Origin of the sequence: Halomonas sp. ATBC28, from assembly GCF_005937175.1 — a bacterium.
GTDB lineage: Bacteria > Pseudomonadota > Gammaproteobacteria > Pseudomonadales > Halomonadaceae > Vreelandella > Vreelandella titanicae.
In genome coordinates this window covers 179954-202102 of record NZ_VCQL01000007.1, presented here as the reverse complement: position 1 = coordinate 202102, position 22149 = coordinate 179954, and the positions used below count along the sequence as shown (strand labels likewise).

General features: G+C 58.6%; 34 protein-coding genes and 1 tRNA gene. 28 read left to right on the top strand and 7 right to left on the bottom strand.

All coding sequences use genetic code 11. The annotated features are described in order from the left end of the window. Positions 1-10 precede the first annotated feature (10 nt). The 4 genes from proB to rplU form a co-directional block, all read right to left on the bottom strand. Positions 11-1150, bottom strand: a complete 1140-nt coding sequence (gene proB, locus E0L35_RS10365; protein ID WP_138800224.1) for a glutamate 5-kinase — start codon at positions 1148-1150, stop codon at positions 11-13. Between the two features lie 163 nt (positions 1151-1313). Further along, positions 1314-2501: an Obg family GTPase CgtA gene (gene cgtA, locus E0L35_RS10360; RefSeq protein ID WP_009287884.1), complete on the bottom strand. Its 1188-nt coding sequence runs from the start codon at positions 2499-2501 to the stop codon at positions 1314-1316. A gap of 187 nt (positions 2502-2688) precedes the next feature. Continuing rightward, a complete protein-coding gene (gene rpmA, locus E0L35_RS10355) occupies positions 2689-2946 on the bottom strand; it encodes a 50S ribosomal protein L27 (protein WP_008957069.1) in 258 nt (85 codons plus the stop codon). Positions 2947-2975: 29 nt separating this feature from the next. Further along, on the bottom strand, positions 2976-3287 hold the full coding sequence (gene rplU, locus E0L35_RS10350; protein ID WP_022520761.1) for a 50S ribosomal protein L21: 312 nt from the start codon (positions 3285-3287) through the stop codon (positions 2976-2978). 334 nt (positions 3288-3621) lie between these two features. On the opposite strand from rplU, the gene ispB reads away from it, so the two are divergent. The 4 genes from ispB (at position 3622) to E0L35_RS10330 (ending at position 5686) form a co-directional block, all read left to right on the top strand. Then, complete coding sequence (ispB, locus tag E0L35_RS10345) at positions 3622-4626, top strand: octaprenyl diphosphate synthase (RefSeq protein ID WP_009287882.1); 1005 nt, start codon at positions 3622-3624, stop codon at positions 4624-4626. A 100-nt stretch (positions 4627-4726) separates the two neighbouring features. Continuing rightward, positions 4727-4803 (top strand) — tRNA-Pro (locus tag E0L35_RS10340). Positions 4804-4917: 114 nt separating this feature from the next. Next, positions 4918-5184, top strand: coding sequence for a hypothetical protein (locus E0L35_RS10335; RefSeq protein ID WP_138800223.1), 267 nt, complete (start codon positions 4918-4920; stop codon positions 5182-5184). Between the two features lie 208 nt (positions 5185-5392). Next, positions 5393-5686, top strand: coding sequence for a hypothetical protein (locus E0L35_RS10330; RefSeq protein WP_138800222.1), 294 nt, complete (start codon positions 5393-5395; stop codon positions 5684-5686). A gap of 169 nt (positions 5687-5855) precedes the next feature. Here the strand turns inward: E0L35_RS10330 and E0L35_RS10325 are convergent, their stop codons facing one another. Continuing rightward, positions 5856-6908: a phage portal protein gene (locus E0L35_RS10325; protein WP_138800221.1), complete on the bottom strand. Its 1053-nt coding sequence runs from the start codon at positions 6906-6908 to the stop codon at positions 5856-5858. Then, complete coding sequence (locus tag E0L35_RS10320; RefSeq protein ID WP_138800246.1) at positions 6898-8697, bottom strand: terminase family protein; 1800 nt, start codon at positions 8695-8697, stop codon at positions 6898-6900. The genes E0L35_RS10325 and E0L35_RS10320 overlap by 11 nt, the downstream gene beginning before the upstream one ends. A gap of 145 nt (positions 8698-8842) precedes the next feature. Here E0L35_RS10320 and E0L35_RS10315 point away from each other — a divergent pair, with 145 nt between their 5' ends. The 24 genes from E0L35_RS10315 to E0L35_RS10195 all read left to right on the top strand — a co-directional run bounded on the left by E0L35_RS10315 (position 8843) and on the right by E0L35_RS10195 (position 21347). Beyond that, complete coding sequence (locus E0L35_RS10315) at positions 8843-9664, top strand: GPO family capsid scaffolding protein (RefSeq protein ID WP_138800220.1); 822 nt, start codon at positions 8843-8845, stop codon at positions 9662-9664. 43 nt (positions 9665-9707) lie between these two features. Then, positions 9708-10724: a phage major capsid protein, P2 family gene (locus tag E0L35_RS10310; RefSeq protein WP_138800219.1), complete on the top strand. Its 1017-nt coding sequence runs from the start codon at positions 9708-9710 to the stop codon at positions 10722-10724. 9 nt (positions 10725-10733) lie between these two features. Beyond that, a complete protein-coding gene (gene gpM, locus E0L35_RS10305) occupies positions 10734-11414 on the top strand; it encodes a phage terminase small subunit (RefSeq protein WP_138800218.1) in 681 nt (226 codons plus the stop codon). Between the two features lie 114 nt (positions 11415-11528). Beyond that, a complete protein-coding gene (locus E0L35_RS10300) occupies positions 11529-11990 on the top strand; it encodes a head completion/stabilization protein (protein ID WP_138800217.1) in 462 nt (153 codons plus the stop codon). Further along, on the top strand, positions 11987-12202 hold the full coding sequence (locus E0L35_RS10295) for a tail protein X (protein ID WP_138800216.1): 216 nt from the start codon (positions 11987-11989) through the stop codon (positions 12200-12202). Before E0L35_RS10300 ends, E0L35_RS10295 begins: the two co-directional genes overlap by 4 nt. Before the next feature lie 6 nt (positions 12203-12208). Further along, on the top strand, positions 12209-12415 hold the full coding sequence (locus tag E0L35_RS10290; RefSeq protein WP_041158967.1) for a hypothetical protein: 207 nt from the start codon (positions 12209-12211) through the stop codon (positions 12413-12415). Then, complete coding sequence (locus E0L35_RS10285; protein WP_138800215.1) at positions 12405-12890, top strand: lysozyme; 486 nt, start codon at positions 12405-12407, stop codon at positions 12888-12890. The genes E0L35_RS10290 and E0L35_RS10285 overlap by 11 nt, the downstream gene beginning before the upstream one ends. After that, entirely contained in the window at positions 12887-13309 is a 423-nt protein-coding gene (gene lysB / locus E0L35_RS10280) for an Rz-like lysis system protein LysB (RefSeq protein WP_138800214.1), read from the top strand. Before E0L35_RS10285 ends, lysB begins: the two co-directional genes overlap by 4 nt. A 111-nt stretch (positions 13310-13420) precedes the next feature. Then, positions 13421-13915: a phage tail protein gene (locus E0L35_RS10270; RefSeq protein WP_138800213.1), complete on the top strand. Its 495-nt coding sequence runs from the start codon at positions 13421-13423 to the stop codon at positions 13913-13915. After that, entirely contained in the window at positions 13912-14370 is a 459-nt protein-coding gene (locus E0L35_RS10265; RefSeq protein ID WP_138800212.1) for a phage virion morphogenesis protein, read from the top strand. Before E0L35_RS10270 ends, E0L35_RS10265 begins: the two co-directional genes overlap by 4 nt. Before the next feature lie 45 nt (positions 14371-14415). Next, positions 14416-14670 (top strand): type II toxin-antitoxin system HicA family toxin, encoded by a 255-nt coding sequence (locus E0L35_RS10260; RefSeq protein ID WP_138800211.1) that lies wholly within the window; start codon positions 14416-14418, stop codon positions 14668-14670. After that, on the top strand, positions 14667-15002 hold the full coding sequence (locus E0L35_RS10255) for a type II toxin-antitoxin system HicB family antitoxin (RefSeq protein ID WP_138800210.1): 336 nt from the start codon (positions 14667-14669) through the stop codon (positions 15000-15002). Before E0L35_RS10260 ends, E0L35_RS10255 begins: the two co-directional genes overlap by 4 nt. A 158-nt stretch (positions 15003-15160) precedes the next feature. Next, a complete protein-coding gene (locus tag E0L35_RS10250; protein ID WP_138800209.1) occupies positions 15161-15637 on the top strand; it encodes a phage baseplate assembly protein V in 477 nt (158 codons plus the stop codon). A 26-nt stretch (positions 15638-15663) separates the two neighbouring features. Next, positions 15664-16008, top strand: coding sequence for a hypothetical protein (locus E0L35_RS10245; RefSeq protein WP_138800208.1), 345 nt, complete (start codon positions 15664-15666; stop codon positions 16006-16008). Positions 16009-16017: 9 nt separating this feature from the next. After that, on the top strand, positions 16018-16293 hold the full coding sequence (locus E0L35_RS10240) for a PAAR domain-containing protein (protein WP_138800207.1): 276 nt from the start codon (positions 16018-16020) through the stop codon (positions 16291-16293). A 2-nt stretch (positions 16294-16295) separates the two neighbouring features. Then, complete coding sequence (locus E0L35_RS10235; RefSeq protein WP_041158962.1) at positions 16296-16634, top strand: GPW/gp25 family protein; 339 nt, start codon at positions 16296-16298, stop codon at positions 16632-16634. Further along, positions 16631-17530 (top strand): baseplate J/gp47 family protein, encoded by a 900-nt coding sequence (locus E0L35_RS10230; protein WP_138800206.1) that lies wholly within the window; start codon positions 16631-16633, stop codon positions 17528-17530. The genes E0L35_RS10235 and E0L35_RS10230 overlap by 4 nt, the downstream gene beginning before the upstream one ends. Beyond that, entirely contained in the window at positions 17527-18477 is a 951-nt protein-coding gene (locus tag E0L35_RS10225; RefSeq protein ID WP_138800205.1) for a phage tail protein I, read from the top strand. Before E0L35_RS10230 ends, E0L35_RS10225 begins: the two co-directional genes overlap by 4 nt. Further along, the gene (locus tag E0L35_RS10220) at positions 18474-19001 is read left to right on the top strand and encodes a phage tail protein (RefSeq protein WP_138800204.1); all 528 of its coding nucleotides are present in this window, start codon (positions 18474-18476) and stop codon (positions 18999-19001) included. The genes E0L35_RS10225 and E0L35_RS10220 overlap by 4 nt, the downstream gene beginning before the upstream one ends. Further along, positions 18998-19357 (top strand): hypothetical protein, encoded by a 360-nt coding sequence (locus E0L35_RS10215; protein WP_138800203.1) that lies wholly within the window; start codon positions 18998-19000, stop codon positions 19355-19357. The genes E0L35_RS10220 and E0L35_RS10215 overlap by 4 nt, the downstream gene beginning before the upstream one ends. Further along, entirely contained in the window at positions 19350-19604 is a 255-nt protein-coding gene (locus E0L35_RS10210) for a hypothetical protein (RefSeq protein WP_138800202.1), read from the top strand. Before E0L35_RS10215 ends, E0L35_RS10210 begins: the two co-directional genes overlap by 8 nt. After that, entirely contained in the window at positions 19601-19975 is a 375-nt protein-coding gene (locus E0L35_RS10205) for a hypothetical protein (protein ID WP_138800201.1), read from the top strand. The genes E0L35_RS10210 and E0L35_RS10205 overlap by 4 nt, the downstream gene beginning before the upstream one ends. After that, a complete protein-coding gene (locus tag E0L35_RS10200; protein WP_138800200.1) occupies positions 19972-20856 on the top strand; it encodes a hypothetical protein in 885 nt (294 codons plus the stop codon). The genes E0L35_RS10205 and E0L35_RS10200 overlap by 4 nt, the downstream gene beginning before the upstream one ends. An 11-nt stretch (positions 20857-20867) precedes the next feature. Next, positions 20868-21347, top strand: a complete 480-nt coding sequence (locus E0L35_RS10195; protein WP_138800199.1) for a hypothetical protein — start codon at positions 20868-20870, stop codon at positions 21345-21347. A gap of 68 nt (positions 21348-21415) precedes the next feature. On the opposite strand, the gene E0L35_RS10190 is transcribed toward E0L35_RS10195, so the two are convergent. Beyond that, positions 21416-22033 carry a YajG family lipoprotein gene (locus E0L35_RS10190; protein ID WP_138800198.1) on the bottom strand — a complete coding sequence of 206 codons (618 nt, stop codon included), beginning with the start codon at positions 22031-22033 and terminating at the stop codon, positions 21416-21418. Between the last annotated feature and the right edge of the window lie 116 nt (positions 22034-22149).

Genomic DNA, 22149 nt, shown 5'->3' with positions numbered 1-22149 from the left:
GAAGAAGCCTCTATATCACGACAAGGTTATCGCGATGGATCAGTTCATGGGCTTCCACGTAACCGAGGATGGCTTCGATCTGGTGGCTGGGCTGGCCCGCCAATTGGCGCGCTTCATCAGCGCCATAGTTCACCAAGCCTTTGGCCACTGACGCACCCTGCTCATCCACACACACCACCATATCGCCGCGTTTGAAACCGCCCTGTACGTCGCGCACGCCCACTGCCAGCAGGCTTGAGCCTTTATCGCGCAATACTTTGACTGCTCCCGCATCCAGCACCAGCGTACCACGCACCTGCAGTTGACCCGCCAGCCAGCGCTTGCGCGCCGCCATGGGCACTTGGTCAGGACGCAGCAGCGTGCCTAGCGCTTCGCCCGACATTATCCGGTTGATAACGTCGGGCTGGCGGCCACTGGCAATCACCGTGACCGCCCCGGAACGCGCCGCCAACTGCGCCGCGCGCACCTTGGTGGTCATACCGCCCCGCCCCAGCGCGCCACCGCTGCCTGCGACGGCGGCTAAGCGTGGGTCGTCGGCGCGCCCTTCGGCAATCATCTGGGCATTGGGGTTGTGCCGTGGGTCGGCGTCAAACAGGCCTTCCTGGTCGGTCAATAGCAGCAGCGCATCCGCTTCCAGTAGGTTAGCAACCAGCGCGCCTAGGGTGTCGTTGTCGCCAAAGCGAATCTCATCAGTGACTACGGTGTCGTTTTCATTGATCACCGGCACCACGCGCATCTCTACCAACGTACGCAGCGCTGAGAGCGCATTCAGGTAGCGCTTGCGGTTGGAAAGATCATCATGAGTAAGCAGAATCTGCGCGGTGAGCATGTCGTGGCGGGCAAAGTGCTGCTCGTAGCATTGGGTCAGGCCATTTTGGCCTACCGCCGCAGCCGCCTGCAGTTCATGCACGGCGCTGGGGCGCACCTGCCAGCCAAGGCGCACCATGCCAGCCGCCACGGCGCCGGAAGAGACCAGCACCACTTCAATCCCCTTCTGGTGCAAAGCGGCAATTTGATCCACCCAGCCACCGATGGCGGGTTCGTCCAGGCCGCGGCCATCGTTAGTCAGCAGCGCACTACCAATCTTCACCACGACCCGCCGTGCACGGCTGAGCGCGCTGCGGCCCAGGATTTGCTCGTTACTTTCCATGCGACCCACCTCAATCAGACGCTAACAACTTAATCAGGTACTCATCACTAAATCAGCCACTTGCAACTTAATCAGACGCCCATAAAAGGGGCCGCGCGAACGCAGCCCCCTTTTTGCATACTACCGATTTCAGCTTACTACCGAATGCACCCGCTCAATACCACTAAGGGGCGTATTCGACTTCAACGTCGTAATCATCGTCGTCGAAGTCTTCGTCATCTTCATCGTCCCGCTTACGCCGACGGCCCAGGCGAGCTTCGGTACGCGCAACCGACTCCTCTTCCATGCGGCGGCGCATCTCTTCTTCACGGGCCAACGCCTCTTCATCTTCGTGCTCAAGGCGGCGCTGCTCGGTCAACCAGCGGTAAGCCGCCTGAACCAGTTTATCGGTGCCGTCGCTGCTGATCGCCGAAATGCGAAACACCGGGCCTTCCCAGTTGAGCGCCTGAATAATCTTCTGGGCGCGCTCTTCACGCTCATCTTCCGGCAGCAGGTCAAACTTGTTCAGCACCAGCCAGCGCGGCCGCTCAGAAAGCGCCGGAGAAAACTGCCCCAACTCATGAACAATGGCTTTTGCCGCTTCCACCGGGTCGGACTCGTCAAACGGTGCGACGTCGACCACGTGGAATAGCAGCCGCGTGCGGGTTAAGTGCTTCAGGAAGCGCAGCCCTAAACCGGCGCCATCAGAGGCTCCTTCAATCAAGCCGGGTACATCGGCCATTACGAAGTGCTCGTGCATACCCAGTTTTACCACGCCCAAGTTGGGCACTAAGGTCGTGAACGGGTAGTTGGCAACCTTGGGCTTGGCGGCAGACACCGAACGAATCAGCGTCGACTTACCCGCGTTGGGCATGCCCAGCAGGCCCACATCGGCCATTACCTTCATTTCCAAGCGCAGGTTGCGGCGGTCACCGTCGGTACCCGGTGTCGTCCGACGCGGTGCGCGGTTGGTAGACGATTTAAAGTGGATGTTACCCAAACCACGACGACCACCTTCGCCCACCAGCACCACCTGGCCAATTTCGGTCACATCGGCGATGACTTCCAGGGTGTCTTCATCAATCACCGTGGTGCCCACCGGCACTTTGACGTGCAGGTCTTCACCGGCCTTGCCGCTCATTTGACGGCCCATGCCGCCCTGCCCGTTCTGGGCTTTATAGAAGCGCTGGAATTTAAAATCGATCAAAGTGTTAAGAGCATCGTCACCAATTAGGTAAACGCTACCACCATGACCGCCATCGCCCCCATCGGGGCCGCCCCTGGGCACATATTTTTCGCGGCGAAAGCTCAGACAGCCATTGCCGCCTTTGCCCGCCTCAACAATAATCGAGGCTTCATCGACGAACTGCATTGGATTCTCCCGGCCGCTTCCGCCGCCCTAATATATGCACTACTTTTTCTCCAACCCTTTATTCCCACCAGTATCTTGGTAAAACCCAGCATTCTGGTAAAGCGTATTGGAAAAGAGATTTAACCGACAAAAAAGCCCCGCCATAGCGGGGCCTTTTTCTCGCAACCGCGAGCATAGTACTAGCCGTTTAGGCAGAAACGATGCTAACGAACTTGCGGTTTTTCGGGCCTTTGGTCTCAAACTTCACAAAACCGTCGCTCAGTGCGAACAGTGTGTGGTCACGACCAAGACCTACGCCTGTGCCCGCGTGGAAACGCGTGCCGCGCTGACGCACGATGATGTTACCCGCAGTCGCCGCTTGGCCACCGAAGAGTTTTACACCTAAGCGTTTGGACTCGGAATCGCGACCGTTACGCGTGGAGCCGGCTGCCTTTTTATGTGCCATTGCAAAATCCTCCTAAGGGAATTGACCGCTTACGCAGAAATTCCGGTAATTTTGACTTCAGTGAACCACTGGCGGTGGCCCTGACGCTTCATGTGGTGCTTACGACGACGGAACTTGATGATGGTGACTTTATCGCCGCGCCCGTGGGAAACCACTTCGGCAGAGACTTTAGCACCACTGATCATCGGCGCACCGATGTTGAAGTCATCGCCGTCAGCGACCATCAGCACTTCGTCAAACTCAATCGTTTCGCCGGTAGCGACTTCGATTTTCTCGAGCTTGAGGGTTTGACCTTCTTGAACGCGGTACTGCTTACCACCGCTTTTGATAACTGCGTACATGTCGCTCTCCGGACTGTCGTTAATGCCGTTCTAACGGTTAAACGGCACTCATCTCCTACGCTCTTTCGAGTCGTGCTCTTATCGACCTGCTGCGAGTGGCGCCCCTTTTGGAGCCATCTGACAGGGAGCAAGATGAGTGGGTCGCGGATTATAACGACTATCTTCTCTTACCACAAGACCATAGGCCGTTGTCAATTGACACGACCATCTCCTTATAACGGCATATCATAGCGTGACCACAGCGCGTGTCTTGACGCCTAACAGGCAGCCCCATAGCATGACCTCCACTATGGGCGGGAGTTACCGCCTCAATCTGCCGCGATGAACGTATCCCATGACCGCTAACGTCTCCTCAGCCCAGCCTGACAGCCCAACGCCTTCACCGCTGCATGCCGTGGTGGCCGATGATTTCGCAGCCGTCAATCGGACAATTGTCGAGCAGCTCAATTCTAAAGTGCCACTGGTTGAAACGATCGGCCAGTACATTACCGAAAGCGGCGGCAAGCGCTTGCGCCCTTTACTGGCACTCCTAGCCGCCCGCTCCCTCGACTACACCGGCGACAAGCATATTCCGCTGGCCACATTAATAGAGTTTATGCACACCTCCACGCTGCTACACGATGACGTGGTGGATGAATCGCATATGCGCCGGGGCAAGAAAACCGCCAACGACGCCTGGGGCAATGCGCCCTCGGTACTGGTCGGCGACTTCCTCTACGCCCGCTCGTTTCAGATGATGGTCGATGTGGGCTCGATGCGCATTATGGCGATCCTTTCCGGCGCTACCTGCATCATCGCGGAAGGGGAAGTGCTGCAGTTGACCAACATCGGCAACCCCAGCATCTCCGAAGAGGACTACTTCGAGACCATTTTGGGCAAAACCGCCATGCTGTTTGAAGCGGCTTCCCACAGCGGTGCTGTGCTGGCAGAAGCAACGCCGGAACAGGAGCGCGCTCTCCAATATTATGGCCGCTACTTAGGTCTCGCCTTTCAGTTGATCGATGACCTGCTGGATTATCAGGGCGACGCCGATGCCATGGGCAAAAACGTTGGCGACGACCTAGCCGAAGGTAAGCCGACACTGCCGCTGATCCACGCCATGGAGCAAGGCACGCCGGAACAGGCCAAGCTGATTCGCCAGGTGATTCGCGATGGCGGGCTTGAGCAGCTCGACGCCGTACTGGAAATTATTCACGCCACCGGCGCACTCGACTATACCCGCCAGCGCGCCGAAGAGATGGCCGATAAAGCCCTGCAGCAACTGGACGCCCTACCGCCCAGCGTCTACCGCGACAGCATGGCCCAATTGGCCCGCTTAGCGGTTGATCGCCAAGCATAAAAATTGCTAGATCTCACCGCCGAGGACTTGAAAAAACACGTCTGGCTAAGTATGATCCACCTCCGTTGTTGAGCACAGATAAGCATTGCTCGGCAACCTTCGGAATATAGCTCAGCTTGGTAGAGCGCTGCCTTCGGGAGGCAGAGGTCGTAGGTTCGAATCCTGCTATTCCGACCAAAAATTCCAGAAAAAACGGCCACTTAGCTAATGCAGCAAGTGGCCGTTTTTTGTTGGTAGCAACACTAGGTTCCATATAGGTTCCAAGCTGAAACATTAGAGGGCTAGCAGCAAATGGTTAATCCATCGCAAAAGCTCACCCGCTTCACCTACCGCCTACGCCAGGATAAGAACAGCGACCATTACGCCTGGTTTGAAATCCGCTCACAGAATCGGCGCGCCAAGATCGGCTTACTACCTTCAGAAACTGAAGAGCTGTGGATTACCTACGCTGAAATGCCCCACTCCCTGGCTCATATGGTTGATGATCGAACCTGGGATGCCCACCGAAAACCTATCTTAGAAATGCTTGCGGCTCACTACCTCCCACCATCTCACTGACCACCTCTAAAACTGCAAAAATGCGCATGAAAACGCATAAAAAACTGTTCCCTTAAAACTGTCCTTCCGCCCAGCACTGGCGTGGCTTGAGCCGCTGCCGCACTGGTGCATAAAAACCACTACATTTAGCGCGCGGGCGGGGCGGGGTGACGATGGCGCGTGTTAGCACCTATTCACTCCAAAAAAACGTAGCACCTGATGATATCGCATGATATTTTCAAAGGACTTAGTTAATTTAAATGAGATAGAGGGACGCGATATGGCTAGACCTTATGACTTTCCAGACCCGAATGATAGAAGCCCAAACCACCCTTCTGAGCTAGCAGAACGGGATCGCATAATCAGTTTATACAATTCTATTCATCCAAATGAACCGGCACAAAGAATGTCCAATTCTGTAAAAACTTGGTTCAACACAGCAGCTACTGAAGCTGGATGGAGTGATATTCAGTTTGTTGGCGACCAAGCAGTACTCACCGCTAGCGTTACTCTCAACAACTAGTCTAGACGTTATCAACGGTTCATGGCTTACAAAAGATTTATATAGGGTCTACTTTCACCTAAATAAGATCGCTTGGTAATCAAACCGTAGAATGAGTTAATTTCTTACCTACACTAAAAAGCCGCCTAGCTAGGCGGCTTTTTAGTGATCGCGGTTAATCAACACTGGCTTATTCCAACAAATACGGATCGAACCTCACCACCTCTTCCCCCACGTGCTCGTTGATCTCTTTAAAAGTGGCTTGGAGTGGCTCTAGCTCGTTGGCCACATATACCTTGGCGGCTTTTTCCGCGTCGCCAAATCCGGCGGCGTTTTGCGGCACCACACCCATTAGCTGTGGCGGGATTCGATGCCCGGCCAGTTGATCGTCGCGGGTGATATTTTTGATGTTGTAGAACTCGTCTTTCGCCGCGACCTCTGAGACCGGGATGATCTGCACCCCGTCCTTTTTGCCCCTGGGGGAGTAAAGGAACAGGTTGCGGAAGTTACCCGGCCCTTTGCTCTGTTTGAGCGCTTTACGCATGTCGTCGATGTCTTTTTGATCGTGGGCCGGGTCGTTGACGTACATGATGAAGCCCGCGTGGCTGCCGTTGAGATAATACCGGCGGCGGAACAGGGTGGCGGATTCGTTAAGCCAGGCGCTTTGCAAGCTGCCGATATAGTCCGGCACCCCATAAATGGTCTGATCGATATCCGGCTCAAGCAGATGAACGGTGCGCCCTGCAGGCAGCTCTACCCGCTCCATGTAGTTGGGTACCCACCAATAGCGGTCATTCTCACCGCGACGCATATACTTAGCGCCGCGATGCTGCAAACCCAGCCGCCGCCCTAGCCGCCCGCGAACATCCTCAAGGTAGCCATTGCCAAACACCAGGTAGTCGAGGGCCAGCGAGCTAAAGGTGCGGCGGTTCAACAGCGGGTGGGGAATAAAGGTTTTCAGCAGGATATTGCGCTTCACCTGCAAGGCGCTGCCGTGGTGGGCGGTGGCCCGGTAGCTCTTGGCCAACACACTTAGCGGGATCGGCGGCTCATACCACTCATCCGGCGTTAGCCACACCCCCTCATACCAAACATCACGCATGCTGGTGACCGGCTCCGGGTCGCCAAAAGTGAACGCCTCCATACGGCCACTGTCGGTGGCCACCGCCGGGGCGGTATCGTTTTGAACCTGATACGCAGGCACGCGAATGCGCGGCTTGGCCGCCGCGGTGTTAGTCGTCATCGTCAGAAAACTCCATGATGGAACGCCCAGCGCCTTCACTGGCTGGGCCGTCGAGTGGCTCGAAATGTAGGGCGTGCATGGTGGCCCACGCGAGATCCGCGTGGCCGGTCGCCTTGCTGCGGCCGGAAACATAAGTGAACTGGCGGCCGCTGCCGGTCAGCTCTTTTTTGATCGCCATAAAGGAGGCGGCCAGATCCGACCAGCCCGCATCAAACTCCAGCCGGTCTTTACGCATGATCTGCTGGGCTTGCAGCACCATTGAGGTTTTTAGCGAAACGTCATAGCGGTAGCGTACCACCGTGGGGAACCACTTCTCGACGTACTCGGCCACCGCGCCGCCGATGCCGGTGGTGTCGATACCGATGTGACCAATGGTGTATTTGTCGCGGAAGGATTCGATAAAGGCGGCCTGGTCTTCGTAGTCCTGGCCCTTCAATCGGTGCCGCTCCAATACCCGGTGCTTTTCGTTGCTCGAGCGCGCAGGCAGAACCACCACCAGCCCCGCTCCATCGCCATCTTCGCCAGTACCGGTCGGGTCATAGCCAATCCACACTTCCCGATCGCCCACCGGGCGAGGCGCAAAGGGCCGGTAGTCGTCCCACACTTCCCAGCTATCGACCATGCAGGCTTTCATCACCGCCAGCGGGAAGGCGCTTTGACTGTCATCGACAAAGCCACACATCAGCAGGTTGTCGAACTCTTCCGGCGAGTACTCCATGCGCAGCTGCTCAAGATCGAACAGGTGGCAGCCGCCCTCGATAGCATCCAGTACCGTCACGATCTGCCGCCAATGGCCATCCGGGCACAGCTTGCCGTTCTTCAGCGCCTCATGGCTGACATCAAACTCGGCGCGCTCGGATTTTTTACGCCGCTTGTTGAACAGCTCACCGTTCCAGAACGGATACCCCTCATGGCCAACGCTGGAAGGCGTACTGAAATACGTCTGCCGCCACTTCTTGTGCATGGCCATGCCGCTGGTGACCTTGCGGAACTCGGCAAAGCGGTGAATCCAGAAGTACTCATCCAGGTACACATCACCGTGATAGCCCTGGGCGGTTTTGGAGTTGGTACCCAGGAAGTGCAGCTCGGCGCCGTTATCTAAAACAATCGGGTCGCCTTTAAGCTCCACATCGCACACCTCTTTGACGAACTGCACGATGTAATTGCGGAAGATATGCGCCTGGGCGCGGCTGGCAGAAAGGAAGATCTTATTACGCCCGGTTTTGAACGCATCAACGATGGCCTCGCGGGCAAAAAACCACGTTGCGCCAATCTGGCGGCTTTTGAGAATATTGCGAATGCGGTGCTTATGCCCCGCTTCAAACCAAACCTTCTGATACTCGAACAAAGAATCGAGAAACGCGATTTCCAGCGCCTCCATTAGCTCTTCATTCAGCGCATTACGTCGCGGCTTCTTTTTCGGCCCAGCGTTGCGAGCTTCGATGTTCGGATTGAGATCCGCCTCACTACCCGTTTCTTGATACCGCCTTACACGTGCTAGTCGCTCAATCTGTCGGCCCAGCAGGTCAATCTCTTTGAAGTGCTTGCCTTCCTTATCAGGCAGCGCGATGAGCTGAACCATCCGCGCCTCAAGCGAGTGCTCAACGCGTTCGGTCGGCGTGGCATCTTCCCAACGGTCGCGCGCTTTCCAGCTATGCACCGTCGCAGGTTTCTCGTTAATCACCTCAGCAATACGCGCGACTCGCCACCCCTGCCAGTACAAATGGCGGGCGGTCATTCGCGGCGCTTCCTCGGCGCTTAAAGTCGGGGTGGGGGCTGTCGTCGTCATGTCGCCAGCGTACCCGCCGCGCGCGATGCCCACGCCTGCCGCGCCTTGTGCTAGCCCGCCCGCACAACGCGCAACCGTTGAGCCAAAACGCTTACACGCGGAACCTGAGCGCACATCAACCGCCGCCCCGCTCAGGAAGCCCAACATGTCAGGAAAAACTAAAAAATTCCGCGTCGCCACCGAAGGCGCAACCACCGACGGCCGCGAGATCCAGCGCGAATGGATCGAGCAGATGGCCGCCAACTACGACCCCAATAAGTACGGCGCCCGCGTCTGGATGGAGCACATCCGCGGCATGACCGCCGACAGCGTCTTTAACGCCCTCGGCGACGTGCTCTCGGTAGAAGCCCGCGAAGTCGAAGACGGCAAGCTCGCCCTATTCGCCGAGATCGACCCCACCGACGAACTCAAGGCCATCAACAAAAAGCGCCAAAAGGTCTACAGCTCCATCGAAGTAAACCCCAAGTTTGGCGACACCGGCGAAGCCTACCTGGAAGGGCTGGCGGTCACCGACTCCCCCGCCTCGCTGGGTACCGAGATGATCAAGTTCAGCCGCGAAGCGGGCAGCGCCTCACCACTGGCCAGCCGCAAGCAACACGCTGAAAACGTGTTCACCGAAGCGGTAGAGATTGAGCTCGACTTCAGCGAAGAGAAACCACCCGCCGCCGAAGGCCTGAAAGCCAAGATCGCCGCGCTGTTCAGCCGCCAGGACACCAAAACCGCCAAAGGCTTTGAAACCTTCCGCACCGAACTGGAAGGCACCTTGGAAGTGGTCGCCGAGCACTACAACGCCCTAGCCGACGAACTGGAAACCCGCCCCACCGCCGACCAGTTCAGCCAGCTGCAAACCGCCCATGACGATCTGAAAAAACGCTTCGAAGAGCTATACACCCAGCTCGACAACGAACAGGACAGGCCGCCGCGTAAACCCGCCACAGGCGGTGAGGCCCAGCTAACCGACTGCTAAGCGCTGGCCATACCTGCCAACGCCACCACTTCAAGGAAACCCAATGCGCAACGATACCCGTAAAGCCTTTAACGCCTTCAAAACTCGGTTAGCCCAGCTAAACGGCGTCGACAACACCGGCGAGCAGTTCAACGTCGAGCCCAGCGTCCAGCAAACGCTGGAGAGCAAGATGCAGGAATCCAGTGCCTTCCTGGGCCAAATCAACGTCATTGGCGTGGATGAGATCAAAGGTCAGAAAGTCGGCCTGGGCGTCTCCGGCCCCATCGCCGGGCGTACCAACGTCGATGAAAAAGACCGCAGCACCCGTGATGTCACCGAACTCAGCGATACCACTTACGAATGTGTCAGCACCGAATTTGATACCCATATTCGCTGGGCACAGCTGGATGCCTGGTCACGCTTCCCCGATTTTCAGGCGCGCATCCGCAACGCCATCATCAAACGCCAGGCGTTGGATCGCATCATGATCGGCTTTAACGGCACCAGTGCCGCCGTGGAAACCGACCGCACCACTAACCCCATGCTGGAAGACGTCAACAAAGGCTGGCTGCACCACTACCGCACTCACGCCCCCGCCCGCGTGCTCACCGGCGGCGCCACGGCGGGCAAAGTCATCGTTGGCCCGGCGGGCGACTACAAAAACCTCGATGCCCTGGTATTCGATGCGGTGAGCGAAATGATCGACCCCTGGTTCCGGGAAGACACCGCCCTGGTGGCCATCATGGGCCGCAAAATGCTGGCCGATAAATACTTCCCGATGATTCAGCAGTACGCCGAAACGCCTAGCGAAGCCCGCGACCTAGACATGATGGTCAGCCAAAAGCGCGTCGGTGGGCTGCAAGCCGTCCGCGCCCCCTTCGTGCCCGACGGCTCCCTGTTGATTACCTCCCTGGCCAACCTCTCGCTCTACTGGCAGTTGGGCAGCCGCCGCCGTCATGTCATCGACAACCCCAAGCGCAACCGCATCGAAAACTACGAATCCAGCAACGACGCCTACGTGGTCGAGGATTACGGCTTCGGCTGCCTGGTTGAAAACATCGAACTGACAGAAGCCGAATAAGGGGAACCGATGAAAAGCCCAGCCCGTAAACACTACGAGCAAGTGACCGCCGCGAAAGCGGCGGGCGCTGCCACCCCCGGCCAGCAGCAGGCAGGCGAGCAGTACGAGCTCCACGCCGCTGCGCTCTATGACGCCACGCGCACGCTGAAAAGCATCAAATCGATCCAAGCCAAAATCGAGAAAAAGCGCGAGCTGCTGCCCGACTTTCTGCCCTATGTGGAAGGCGTATTAAGCGAAGGCAACGGCGCCAAAGACGACGTGCTCATGACCATGATGGTCTGGTGCATCGACGTGGGGGATTTTGAAAAAGCCCTCGCCATTGGAGCCTATGCCGTGAAGCACAACATCGACACCCCCGACCGCTACGCCCGGGACACCGTCAGCATCCTGGCCGAAGAGATCGCCGAAGGCGTCAAAAGCGCCTTGGCCAAGGAAGATGCCGACGCCGATGCGCTCGCCAACGTCATGGCCCGCGCCGCCGCCATCGTGGATAACCACGATATGCACGATGAGATCAAAGCCAAGCTGCACAAGACCTACGGCTACGCCCTGCGCGCCGCCGAAGATACTGAAGGCGCGCTTGATCAACTCAAGGCCGCGTTAGCGCTGGATGAACGCATTGGCGTCAAGCAAGACATCCAACGGCTGGAAAACCAACTCAAAAAACAGGGTGGCCAGGCCAAGGCCTGACACCAACCGAGTCGCACCCCGACGGCAAGGGGGCACCGCCCAGCAAGGGCTTTTAGCCTCGCGCGAAGCGGTCCACCCCCTTCTTAATCCAGTCGGTAACCACAGGTCGCCATTATGCTTGGCCACAGCACCAACCCACCCAGCCCAACGCTGGACATCATCATCAACAACGGCTTCTGGCCGGATATCGACCCCAACGACTTCCGCGAAGAAGAGCGCGTGCACAACGTCACGCCTCCGCGTTTACGCCAATCACTGCGCGCCGCCGTGGCCGATGTTAACCGCCAGTTGGCCAACTACCAGCACGCGCACCAACAAGCGGGCCGCATGGCCTGCGATGCCATACCGCCAGAACCCTGGCAAAGCCCAGGCGATATCCAACTGCTCTACCTGCGCGCGGTTTACGCCCAGGCCCAGGCGGATCTCCTGGAGCGCTACCGCGACGCCTCCGCCACCGGCAAAGGCGACGAACGCGGCGAAGCCAAAGACCTGGCCGCTGATGACTACCGTGCCGATGCCCGCTGGGCCATCGCTGAGCTCGTCGGCCGCCGCCATACCACGGTCGAGCTGATATGAAGCGCACCGTATATGCACACCAGGGTGAAACGCTGGACGCCCTGCTCTACCGCGTATACGGCAAAACCGCCGATATCACCGAGCAGGCGCTGCGGCTAAACCCGCACCTGGTCAACCAGGGGCCAGTCCTGCGCGAAGGCACGCCGGTCACGCTGCCGCCACCACCGGAAGCACGCGACACCACCCAACCGCCCATCCAGCTTTGGAACTAAGCGACCATGAGCCACCCGTATGAAATCACCACCGAGAGCGTCAAGGCCGCCCCACCGGCCATCGTCTCCCTACTGCATATGGGCGGCATGACGCCCGCCGATTGGGTCACGGTACTCACGCTGCTCTATCTCGCGCTGCAAATCGGCCTGCTGTTGCCGCGCTACCTAAAACGCATCCGGAACTACCTAGAGGAGCGCCGCCGTGAGTCTTAAACGCCGCCTTGCCATCGGCGCGACAGCCGGGGCGCTCAGCATCGCCACCGCCGTGGTCTCCTATTACGAAGGCTACCAGCCCACCGCCTACCGCGACCCGGTCGGCGTGCCCACCATCTGCTTTGGCCACACCGCCACGGCACGAATGGGGCAAACGCTTAGCCAGGAACGCTGCACCGAACTGCTGCAGGCGGATCTTGGTCACGCCTTTTCGGCCGTGGATCGACGCGCCCAGTTGGATCTCCCCCCACCCACCCGCGCCGCGCTCGCCTCCTTTGTTTACAACGTGGGGGAAGGCGCCTTTGCCCGCTCCACCCTGCTGCGCAAACTCAACGCCGGAGATCTACGCGGCGCCTGCCATGAGCTAAGCCGCTGGGTATACGCCGGTGGCAGAAAGTTAAACGGCCTGGTCAAACGCCGCGCCACAGAGCGCGAGCTGTGCTTGCAAGGCATCGAGCAGGAGCCAGCACCATGACCCGCCTACTCACTGCCTTGGCCATTCTGCTGCTGGTGGTGCTGGTCACCTGGGCGCTCTGGCAGCGCAGCAACGCCGCGGATGCCCGCGCCGAACTGGCCGAACAGCAACTGGCTGAATCCCACTACCGGGAACAAAAAAGCCTGGTGATTATTGATGCGCTTTGGGAGAACGCCCGCCGCCTGGAAGCCCAACGCCGTGCGCTGGATGAACAGCAAGCGGCGCTTAGCCATACCGCCGCCAACCGCTTGGCCACCATAGAGGAACTGCAACGTGAAAACGCCACGCTACGCGCTTGGGCCAACACTCACCTGCCTAGCGCTGTTATCCGCCTGCGCAAGCGCCCCGCCGTCACCGGTGCCAGTGATTACTATCAATCGCTGCGCGACGCCGAGCCCCTGCAGCCTGCCAGCGAGTAACCCGCAAACCAACGGCGAACTGCACCTGCAGTTGGAAAGCACCGAAGCCGCCTGGGCACAGTGCGCCGCCGAAGTGGATGCCATCATCCTTTGCCACAGCGAAGCACCGCAATGATCAAACTCCAGTCCCTACGCCAACACCTGCTCGCCTCAATCCCAGAACTAAAGCGCAACCCCGAGCAGCTCCATACCTTCGTCAATGACGGCAAGATCAAGTTTGCGCGCGGTACCAACCTAAGCCACCAATACACGGTCGATGCCCAAATCATCATTACCGACTACAGCGGCAGCCTCGACATGGTGATGGTTCCGCTACTGCAGTGGCTCAACAGTTACCAGCCCGATTTAGTCGAAGATGAAGCCGTTCAGATTGAGGCCGAGATACTCAACAACACCCATTGGGATCTCGCCTTAACCGTCCGCCTCACCGAACGCGTCGTCGCCAAAGTGGATTGCCAAACCGGCGACATCAACGCCGAACACCGCATGCCTGAATACCCGGTGGACGCCTGCCCGGCGAAAAGCTGGCAGCTGTACGTCAAAGGCCCAAGCGATGCCGAACACGTACTTAAAAGCGAATGGCAAAGCCCAGGTGGCGGCGAATGAGTGACGACCTCCAACAGCTGGAAAGCTGGCTAACGCCGCTAATCAACAAGCTCAGCCCCAAAGAGCGGCGGGTGCTGGCAAGGGAAGTCGCGCGGGATCTGCGCATTGCCAACCGCAGCCGCATCAAGGCCCAAACCAACCCCGACGGCGCGCCGTTTGAACCCCGCACCCAACTACGCGGCCGCAGCGGAGCCATCCGCCGCAAAGCGATGTTCACCAAGCTGCGCACCGCTAAATACCTTCGCATCAAAACCACGGCAGACACCGCCGAGGTGGGTTTCCTGGGCCGCATTAACCGCATCGCCCGTGTACACCACTACGGCCTGCGCGACCGCGTCGAGAAAGGCGGCCCACAACACCAATACGCCCGCCGCGAGCTGGTGGGTATCACACCGGCCGACCGAGAACGCACCGCTGAGAACGTTCTTAACCACCTAATGCCTCCCAATCGCTAGGTTGCGTTTCTTGTGAGCGGTACTACAATTCAGTATCATTTTAGTATGAAACGAAAACACGCCAAGACACTGGCTGCTATTTTTAGCCGACCCACTCCCGGCACCATTGCCTGGAGTGATATCGAATCGCTATTCAAGGCGATGGGGGCAGAGATCCAGGAGCGGGAAGGGTCGCGTATTGCCGTTGTATTGTTTGATGAAGTGCGTGTTTTTCATCGCCCGCACCCATCACCGGATACCGATAAGGGCGCAGTGGCCAGCATACGCAAATGGTTAGAAGAGAACGGAGAGACGCCATGAATAACATCATGATCATTGACGGCTATCGTGCCGTCATCCAGTACGACCCCGACATTGAAATGTTCCGTGGCGAATTCATTGGGCTGAGCGGCGGGGCCGACTTCTACGCCGACAGCGTTGCCAAACTACGCGACGAAGGCGAAATCTCGCTGCGTATTTTTCTGGAGGAGTGCCAGAAGCGCGGCATTAAACCCACCAAGACCTACTCGGGCAAGTTCCAGGTACGCCTACCGGAAGACCTACACAAACACGCCGCCGATGCCGCCACGGCCAAAGGACAAAGCCTCAATCAGTTTGTGGCCACCGCTATTGAGCACGAACTATCTGCGTGACTGCGTCGGTTTTGGCCCCAGGGCGTAGCCCTAATCAAAGAACCAGACCCATAACAGCCTAACGCTCCCAGCCAAGCCTGGGGGCGTCACTTGTCCTACCCACCCCGCACAACGCCCGCCGCTACCCATCCGCGCGTAACGCCACCACCATTAGCGGCATGACTAACGCCGCCGAACTACTCCGCCTAATACATAACCTGATCCGCATCGGCACCATCGCCGAGGTGGATTACGGTGACCCAAGCGCCGAGCCGCCAAAACCACCCCGCGTGCGGGTCGACATTGGCGATATGAAAACCGGCTGGCTGCGCTGGATCGAAAGCCGCGCGGGTACCACACGCACCTGGTGCCCGCCTACGGTCGATGAGCAGGTCATCGTTATTTCCCCCGGCGGAGATCTCAATGCAGGCGTAGTGCTAACGGGCCTGTTTCGTAGCCTTCACCCCGCCCCCAGCGATAACGGCGACCACTTCCACGCCGTGATGCCCGACGGCGCGGTGATCGATTACAACCACATTGAGCATCATTTGAAGGTCGACATTCCTGGCGACATCACCATCAACGCCACCGGCGAGATCCGCATTACCGCCAGCGGCGATATGCACCTCAAGGGCCGCAACATTTATGAAAACTAAGCCTGTAAAAGCCAGGGAGCAATCACATGGGCGTTAAAACCAGCGATGAAAACGCTATCGACTACACCGACGACTTCGCGCAAATGATCGCTGTCGGCGAGCAGATCCGCGACGAACTCACGCTGATTCGTGAGGCGCTCTATGCCGGCGAGCAAGCCGACGGCAATTCACTGGCCACCAGCCAACACGCCATTGCCCAAGCCATTGAGCAAATCCGGCAACGGGCTAGCCAAGAGCAGCTGGGCATTTTCACGCGCCCCATCACGAAAGGCGACGGCGGCCTCAGCCGCGCCGCCATGATCAACGCGCTCAAACAGTCAGACCAACTCGACAACGTGCGCCAGGAAATGGCGGCCCCCACGCCGCTATAGGAGAACTCCATGCCCGCTGCTACCCGTCTAGGCGATATATGTACCGGCCACGGCTCATGCTCACCACGGCCGTCGGTATCTGGCTCGCCCAATGTGTTTGTGAACAGCATCCCCAGCCACCGCGTGGCCGATGCCTGGGCGCGCCACTGCTCCCATGAATCCGTGCTAGCAGCGGGCTCCAAAACGGTATTCGTCAACGGCCGCCCCAAAGGCCGCGTTGGCGACCCGGTCGCCTGCGGTTCGCTGGTGGCCACCGGCTCGCCCAATGTGTTTGTAGGGGGCTGACCATGGCAGGCATGCGCACATCAAACGGCCACCTGGTCAGCGGGCTGGCTCATATCCAGCAAAGCATCCGCGACATTCTCACCACGCCCATTGGCACCCGCGTGATGCGCCGGGAGTACGGTTCGCTGCTGCCGGAACTGATCGACCAGCCGCTAAACGACACCACCTTGCTACAAGCCTACGCCGCCAGCGTCATGGCCATAACCCGCTGGGAGCCAAGAGTGCGCGTGCTGCGCGTCAACCGCCAAGTGGATGCCAGCCAACACGGCCGCGCCATGCTGGAGATCGACGCCCAAACCCACGATGGCCAGCGCTTCCATGTGGAGGTACCGTTCACATGAGCACCCCCATCGATCTTTCCCAGATCACCCCGCCGAATGTGATTGAGCCGCTGGACTTTGAAGCGTTGCTGAGCGAACGCAAAGCGCGCCTGCTAGAACTCACCCCCAGCGATGAACGGGAAGAGCTGGCCAACACCCTAGCCCTTGAAAGCGAACCGCTCACCAAGCTGCTGCAGGAAAACGCCTACCGCGAACTGCTACTGCGCGAACGCATTAACGACGCCGCCCGCGCCGTGATGCTTGCCTATGCCGCCGGTGGGGATCTCGACCAGCTAGGCGCTAATTTCCAAGTTACCCGCTTAATGCTCGACCCCGGCAACCCCAACGCGGTGCCGCCGGTACCGCCCAGCTATGAACACGACCGCGACTTTCGCGCCCGCATCCAATTAGCGTTTGAAGGGCTATCGGTGGCCGGGCCGGTGGGCGCCTACCAGTTCCACGCCGCTGCCGCGCATCCCGATGTGCGCGATGTGGCGGTGGAAAGCCCCGAGCCGGTGGATGTGGTGCTGACCGTGCTATCACGCAAAAACGACGGCATCGCCACGCCCGCGCTGCTGAATATCGTGCGTGACTACTTGGAGCCATACCGTCCCCTAACAGACCGGCTCACCCTGCAGCCCGCCGACCGGGTCGATTACACCATCAACGCCACGCTGACCCTACGCCCCGGCCCCGATGCGGAGCTGGTGATCGAGGAAGCTCGCCGGGAGCTAAACACCTACACCGACGCCCGCTACAAGCTGGGCACCTGGGTGACCCGCTCCGGCATTAGCGCCGCGCTCACGGTGCAAGGGGTGGAAAACGTCACACTGCATAACTGGCAGGATCTACGCAGCCAACCCCACCAAGCGCCCCGCTGCACCGCGATTCATATCGCTACGGAGCGGCAGCCATGATCCACCTGTTACCTCCCAACCGTAGCCAGTTGGAAGCCCGCGTTGCTGCCTCGCACCCGCTGGCCCTGCCGGTACCGCTGCGCACGCTGTGGAACCCGGCCACCTGCCCGGCGGAACTGCTGCCGTTCCTCGCCTGGGCGTTTTCCGTAGATGTATGGGAAGCCGACTGGCCAGAGGCCACCAAGCGCGCCGTGATCGCCGAAAGCTTTGCCGTCCACCGCATCAAAGGCACCCGGCTGGCGGTGGAAAAAGCCCTGTCGGCCATGGGTATCAAAGTCACGCTCACCGAATGGTTTGAGCAGCAACCGACTACCAAGCCAGGCACCTTCCGTGCGCGCCTGCACCTGAACGACAACCGTGAAGTAGCCGACCAGCTCAGCGGCACCTTTTATCAGCAGATCCACCACGCCATTCAAAGCGCCAAGAACCTGCGCAGCCACTACGATTTTTCGCTTTCCGCCCAGTTCGGCCCTGGTCGTGTTGGCGTGGCCAGCGCCCAGAGTGCCGCCGGTTTAGCCCGCAACGATGCCCGCCCGACCCAACCGCCACTTGAGATCACCGCCGAAATCGCCGTTACGGCAACGCATGAGGCCGGTGCACTGACTCGCCGGGCGGCACAGGTAACGGCTGACGCCACGCTTTCACCGGCATGGCTCGCCATTATCAGTGCCTGTCGCGGGCTGGCCGTTACTCGTCGGCTCATGGCCAACGCCCCCAATACCGACCTACCCGATGCTGTGGCCCAGGCCAATCTCCCGGCAGCGTCGCTGTTAGTCGCCGGTGCCTATCGCGGGCTGGCCGTCACTCGTCGGCTTATGGCTAACGCACCCGATACCGATCTGCCCGACTCTGTCGCCCAAGCTAACCTTCCGGCGGCTTCGCTGTTAGTCGCCGGTGCCTGTCGCGGATTTGCCGTTACTCATCACACCATGGAGAGCACCACATGACAGCTCTTGTACCCGTTATTACCACGGCGGGCCTCGCCGCCGTATTCAATGCCGAGAGCGATGGCCTCGCCGCGCGTATTACGCATATCGCCATCGGTGACAACGCCCGCAATCCCGGCAAGAACGAATTCAAGCTGGTCAACGAACGCAGGCGCGTCAGCATCGCCGATGGCCAACGCGTCAGCCCCCACCAAATTCACCTCACCGGCGTAGTGGATGGCGATGGCCCCGAGTTCTGGGTGCATGAAGTGGGCTTCTTTCTGGAAGACGGCACGCTACTCGCTGTGTGGTCGGATGCCCAGCCGCTAGCCTACATCTCCAACGCGGTACCGCTGCTGCTGGCGTTCGATCTGCGCCTGGACGCCCTGCCCGCCGAATCTGTCACGGTGGAAGGCACCGGCGCGAACCTCTCGCTGGCCGCCTGGGGCGAGCAGTACACCGCCAACGCGGCGGCCATCGTTGAGAACATGGCCCGCCAGGTCAATCTGCTTTATCGCGTGCACGAGTTAGAGAAACGCGCATGAGTACCCAGGCACCCACGATCAGCATGGTCGCCGGTACCACCTACCGCTTTAGCGCGACCTGGGCCAGCGACGACCCTAGCGCCGCGCCGGTGGATCTCACTGGCTGCGAAGCCACGTTCGTGGTGGCCACCACCCAGGGCGCGCCGCTGCTCAGCTGTGAAACCGGTAACGGCATCGAGCTGGTACCCAGCGAAGGCGGCATCAACGTGCATATCCGCCCCGAGCAAACAGCGGGCGCCGTATCGCCGGAGTGGTCGGGCGCCCGTTACGAGCTGCGCATCACGTTCCCATCCGGTGATGTGTACAGCCTACTGCGTGGCCACTTTCAGCTAACGCCGGGGGTAGTTCATGACTAACGCCACTCGCCTCACCGTTCAAATGCCCGCGCGCTCGGTCACGGTTCACCTACCCGCGCCGCCACGCTTCCAAGTGATTAGCCACGGCACGCAAGGCCCGCCCGGCACCCTCTCGCCGGAGATCCTTGCCCAAGTGGAGGAAGCCCGCCACGCCACCCAGCAGCTCGGCAGCATGATGGCCGCGCTCACCGACGCCATTAGCTACCACGGCGGCATGATCGCCGCCCAGGAGGACGCCACCCCATGAGCTTCGATGAAAACCTCATCGCCCTGCGCCAAGCCGTCACCCATACCCTGGGGGTGATCGACGGCAAGCTGCGCAATAAGGCCAACAAAGCCGACGTGCCCACCATCGAGCAGATCGACCAGCGCTTCAGTGCCCTGGCCGGTAGCGCGCCGGAAACCCTGGACACTCTCGCCGAGCTCGCCGAAGCCCTGGGCAATAACCCTAACTTCGCCACCACCATCACCGAAGAGCTGGCCAAGAAGGCTGCCAAAACGCAGGTAACCGAGTTGGAAAACCAGTTAAGTGAATCGCTCACGGCATTAACCGACGCCTTTGCCCAGGGCGCCGCCACTATTCAAAACAGCACCACCAATGAACAGGAGGCCACATGAGCCTAGAAACCCAAATCGCCGCGCTGGTTGGCGCTACCAATAACCTGACCAGCGAAGTCGCTAATAAGATGAGTGGCATTGATCAGAAGGTTGATCAAGCGACGGAGGCCGTTCCGGAAGCCGTTGCTAAACTTTCTGACCGCATAATTTGTGTTGATGCCGTCAACGGTAGCGATGCGAACAGCGGGGATGACTTCAATAGCGCAAAGCGAACCATTCCAGGCGCCCTTAACGACCTACCGGCAAAGATCAATATTGAAATTCGCTTGGCAGCGTCGCAGACACATGTCCTCGATGCTGTCGCCCAGATGAAGGGAAGCTCAATTCTCGCAAGATCGTACTATACGACCTCTTCAATGGGCATTGCGCTGCGCAGTGGTGATGATGCTGATCGGGCGACTATTGTTCAGTCCGGTATAAGCATTAGTGACGGAGCTACACGCGCCGCTAACTTTAGGCCTGGGTTTGGGGGTGTTTTCTGGTGCGTTCAGCTGAATTTTGAAACAGCAACGCTAACCAGTGATAGTGACGGAACCAGGGTTGAACCTTGGCAGTGTGGGCTTTTTCCTTCTATATCATCAACGTTCGTGTTCTTGTCTCAAAACATCGGCATTAAGATAAATAGCACACCGTTTTCGCATGTCCATGCATCGGGCAGTATCGGTAAAGGTGACTATTACATCACTAACTCAGATGTTGTTATTTCTGATTTAGCGACGCTCCCTTCTAGTGCGGCAGACCAAAAGCTGATCTCTAACAATGGCTCAGACTCCATCCCGTTTGACCTATTCGTCGTTAATAGCACGCTGGCTGGTGCTGCCGATTGGTCAAATGTTGTTTCCGCCAACACGGATAACGTGACCACCAACCTAGTATTTTAAGGGCGCATTCAATGATTATTAACATGAAGCACAATGGCACCACCTATTCAGAGTTTCATCACGCTGGCTTGCTGGAGAGAGGGGTGCCTATCGAGCTTGTCAAAGCAGCCGCTGCGAAAGTCTTAGGTCGTCAGGTCGACACCGCCGCAGGCAACGCCCGCGCCGCTTTCGTTAGCCCCGGCAGCTATATCGATCAGGAGTACCTGCTGGCCAAGCAAGAGGCTGAAGCATGGTTGGCTAACGGCAAGGATGAAACGGCCATCCCTTCCAGCGTCAGCGACCACATGGCCATGTTTGAGGTCAGTGCCGAAGCGGCCGCCCAAGAGATCGTCGCCACCGCCGAGCAATGGGAAACCGCCCTGCGCGATATCCGCAACTTGCGTTTGGGTGGTAAAGCAGCGGTGCAACGCGCTGACACCATCGAAGCCGCAGAAGAAGCGGCCCAGCAAGCCATTGAGCAGCTCAATCGCTACCGACCGCCAGAAGCGTAACACCTACCCTAAACGAATGAAGCCCGCCAATATTGGCGGGCTTCACTCTTCGGAACTAGAACGATACGTTACCTAATGCCACTGACATGGCTATCGCTCAACAAAGCATCCATAAACAACGGATCATCAAACAGCTCATCGAGCGTTTCTTCAATCGCCAATTCTACAGGCCTGGCTAGGTTAGACGCAGACTGGTACATCAGGCCTTTATATTCAGGGGCAACGGATATTTCTCTGCTGAACAGCACCTCATCGGCTTCTAACATCACCTCTAGCTGAATCGTAGACTTACCTACCGCCTTGCCTGTAAAGAAGGTGTCTATCAGGTGTAAGTTCGAGTACAGCTCGGTGATATCGCCTTGAATAATGACAGAAGCATCACCGTCTAACCCAAACCCTCTAGCTAACAACTCCTGCTCGATGGCAGCTTTCACGGCTTCTTCTACTGGCTCCTCACTATGAATCGATGCCATCGGAAAGCCCCAGCTGTGTCGTTTATGACTGATACGGCGCTGATCCTCACGCGCATCCTCAACCACAACATTGACCGCGACCTGCGAAGCACCCTCAACAGGGGTAACGTCTGGCTGCGGTTCATAGGCCAGCTTATGAGATTCGGGTACGGCCGCACAGCCGTGCAACAGCGCTAATCCAGCCAACAACCCGATAATTTTCAAGTACTTCATGTGTTCCCCTTGCTACGTCATTTTTTAGTTTTGAGGTTTAGTTTGCCGGGAAACCTTAAAGGTAAATTATGGTTAGTCAACTTTTTGAACGTATGGAGACTGTCAATACCATTGAA

Bases quoted from the DNA above. Each gene is read 5' to 3' on its own strand.
- proB (WP_138800224.1), bottom strand. From the start codon at position 1,150: ATGGAAAGTAACGAGCAAATCCTGGGCCGCAGCGCGCTCAGCCGTGCA.
- cgtA (WP_009287884.1), bottom strand. From the start codon at position 2,501: ATGCAGTTCGTCGATGAAGCCTCGATTATTGTTGAGGCGGGCAAAGGC.
- rpmA (WP_008957069.1), bottom strand. From the start codon at position 2,946: ATGGCACATAAAAAGGCAGCCGGCTCCACGCGTAACGGTCGCGATTCC.
- rplU (WP_022520761.1), bottom strand. From the start codon at position 3,287: ATGTACGCAGTTATCAAAAGCGGTGGTAAGCAGTACCGCGTTCAAGAA.
- ispB (WP_009287882.1), top strand. From the start codon at position 3,622: ATGACCGCTAACGTCTCCTCAGCCCAGCCTGACAGCCCAACGCCTTCA.
- E0L35_RS10335 (WP_138800223.1), top strand. From the start codon at position 4,918: ATGGTTAATCCATCGCAAAAGCTCACCCGCTTCACCTACCGCCTACGC.
- E0L35_RS10330 (WP_138800222.1), top strand. From the start codon at position 5,393: ATGATATTTTCAAAGGACTTAGTTAATTTAAATGAGATAGAGGGACGC.
- E0L35_RS10325 (WP_138800221.1), bottom strand. From the start codon at position 6,908: ATGACGACTAACACCGCGGCGGCCAAGCCGCGCATTCGCGTGCCTGCG.
- E0L35_RS10320 (WP_138800246.1), bottom strand. From the start codon at position 8,697: ATGACGACGACAGCCCCCACCCCGACTTTAAGCGCCGAGGAAGCGCCG.
- E0L35_RS10315 (WP_138800220.1), top strand. From the start codon at position 8,843: ATGTCAGGAAAAACTAAAAAATTCCGCGTCGCCACCGAAGGCGCAACC.
- E0L35_RS10310 (WP_138800219.1), top strand. From the start codon at position 9,708: ATGCGCAACGATACCCGTAAAGCCTTTAACGCCTTCAAAACTCGGTTA.
- gpM (WP_138800218.1), top strand. From the start codon at position 10,734: ATGAAAAGCCCAGCCCGTAAACACTACGAGCAAGTGACCGCCGCGAAA.
- E0L35_RS10300 (WP_138800217.1), top strand. From the start codon at position 11,529: ATGCTTGGCCACAGCACCAACCCACCCAGCCCAACGCTGGACATCATC.
- E0L35_RS10295 (WP_138800216.1), top strand. From the start codon at position 11,987: ATGAAGCGCACCGTATATGCACACCAGGGTGAAACGCTGGACGCCCTG.
- E0L35_RS10290 (WP_041158967.1), top strand. From the start codon at position 12,209: ATGAGCCACCCGTATGAAATCACCACCGAGAGCGTCAAGGCCGCCCCA.
- lysB (WP_138800214.1), top strand. From the start codon at position 12,887: ATGACCCGCCTACTCACTGCCTTGGCCATTCTGCTGCTGGTGGTGCTG.
- E0L35_RS10270 (WP_138800213.1), top strand. From the start codon at position 13,421: ATGATCAAACTCCAGTCCCTACGCCAACACCTGCTCGCCTCAATCCCA.
- E0L35_RS10265 (WP_138800212.1), top strand. From the start codon at position 13,912: ATGAGTGACGACCTCCAACAGCTGGAAAGCTGGCTAACGCCGCTAATC.
- E0L35_RS10260 (WP_138800211.1), top strand. From the start codon at position 14,416: ATGAAACGAAAACACGCCAAGACACTGGCTGCTATTTTTAGCCGACCC.
- E0L35_RS10255 (WP_138800210.1), top strand. From the start codon at position 14,667: ATGAATAACATCATGATCATTGACGGCTATCGTGCCGTCATCCAGTAC.
- E0L35_RS10250 (WP_138800209.1), top strand. From the start codon at position 15,161: ATGACTAACGCCGCCGAACTACTCCGCCTAATACATAACCTGATCCGC.
- E0L35_RS10245 (WP_138800208.1), top strand. From the start codon at position 15,664: ATGGGCGTTAAAACCAGCGATGAAAACGCTATCGACTACACCGACGAC.
- E0L35_RS10240 (WP_138800207.1), top strand. From the start codon at position 16,018: ATGCCCGCTGCTACCCGTCTAGGCGATATATGTACCGGCCACGGCTCA.
- E0L35_RS10235 (WP_041158962.1), top strand. From the start codon at position 16,296: ATGGCAGGCATGCGCACATCAAACGGCCACCTGGTCAGCGGGCTGGCT.
- E0L35_RS10230 (WP_138800206.1), top strand. From the start codon at position 16,631: ATGAGCACCCCCATCGATCTTTCCCAGATCACCCCGCCGAATGTGATT.
- E0L35_RS10225 (WP_138800205.1), top strand. From the start codon at position 17,527: ATGATCCACCTGTTACCTCCCAACCGTAGCCAGTTGGAAGCCCGCGTT.
- E0L35_RS10220 (WP_138800204.1), top strand. From the start codon at position 18,474: ATGACAGCTCTTGTACCCGTTATTACCACGGCGGGCCTCGCCGCCGTA.
- E0L35_RS10215 (WP_138800203.1), top strand. From the start codon at position 18,998: ATGAGTACCCAGGCACCCACGATCAGCATGGTCGCCGGTACCACCTAC.
- E0L35_RS10210 (WP_138800202.1), top strand. From the start codon at position 19,350: ATGACTAACGCCACTCGCCTCACCGTTCAAATGCCCGCGCGCTCGGTC.
- E0L35_RS10205 (WP_138800201.1), top strand. From the start codon at position 19,601: ATGAGCTTCGATGAAAACCTCATCGCCCTGCGCCAAGCCGTCACCCAT.
- E0L35_RS10200 (WP_138800200.1), top strand. From the start codon at position 19,972: ATGAGCCTAGAAACCCAAATCGCCGCGCTGGTTGGCGCTACCAATAAC.
- E0L35_RS10195 (WP_138800199.1), top strand. From the start codon at position 20,868: ATGATTATTAACATGAAGCACAATGGCACCACCTATTCAGAGTTTCAT.
- E0L35_RS10190 (WP_138800198.1), bottom strand. From the start codon at position 22,033: ATGAAGTACTTGAAAATTATCGGGTTGTTGGCTGGATTAGCGCTGTTG.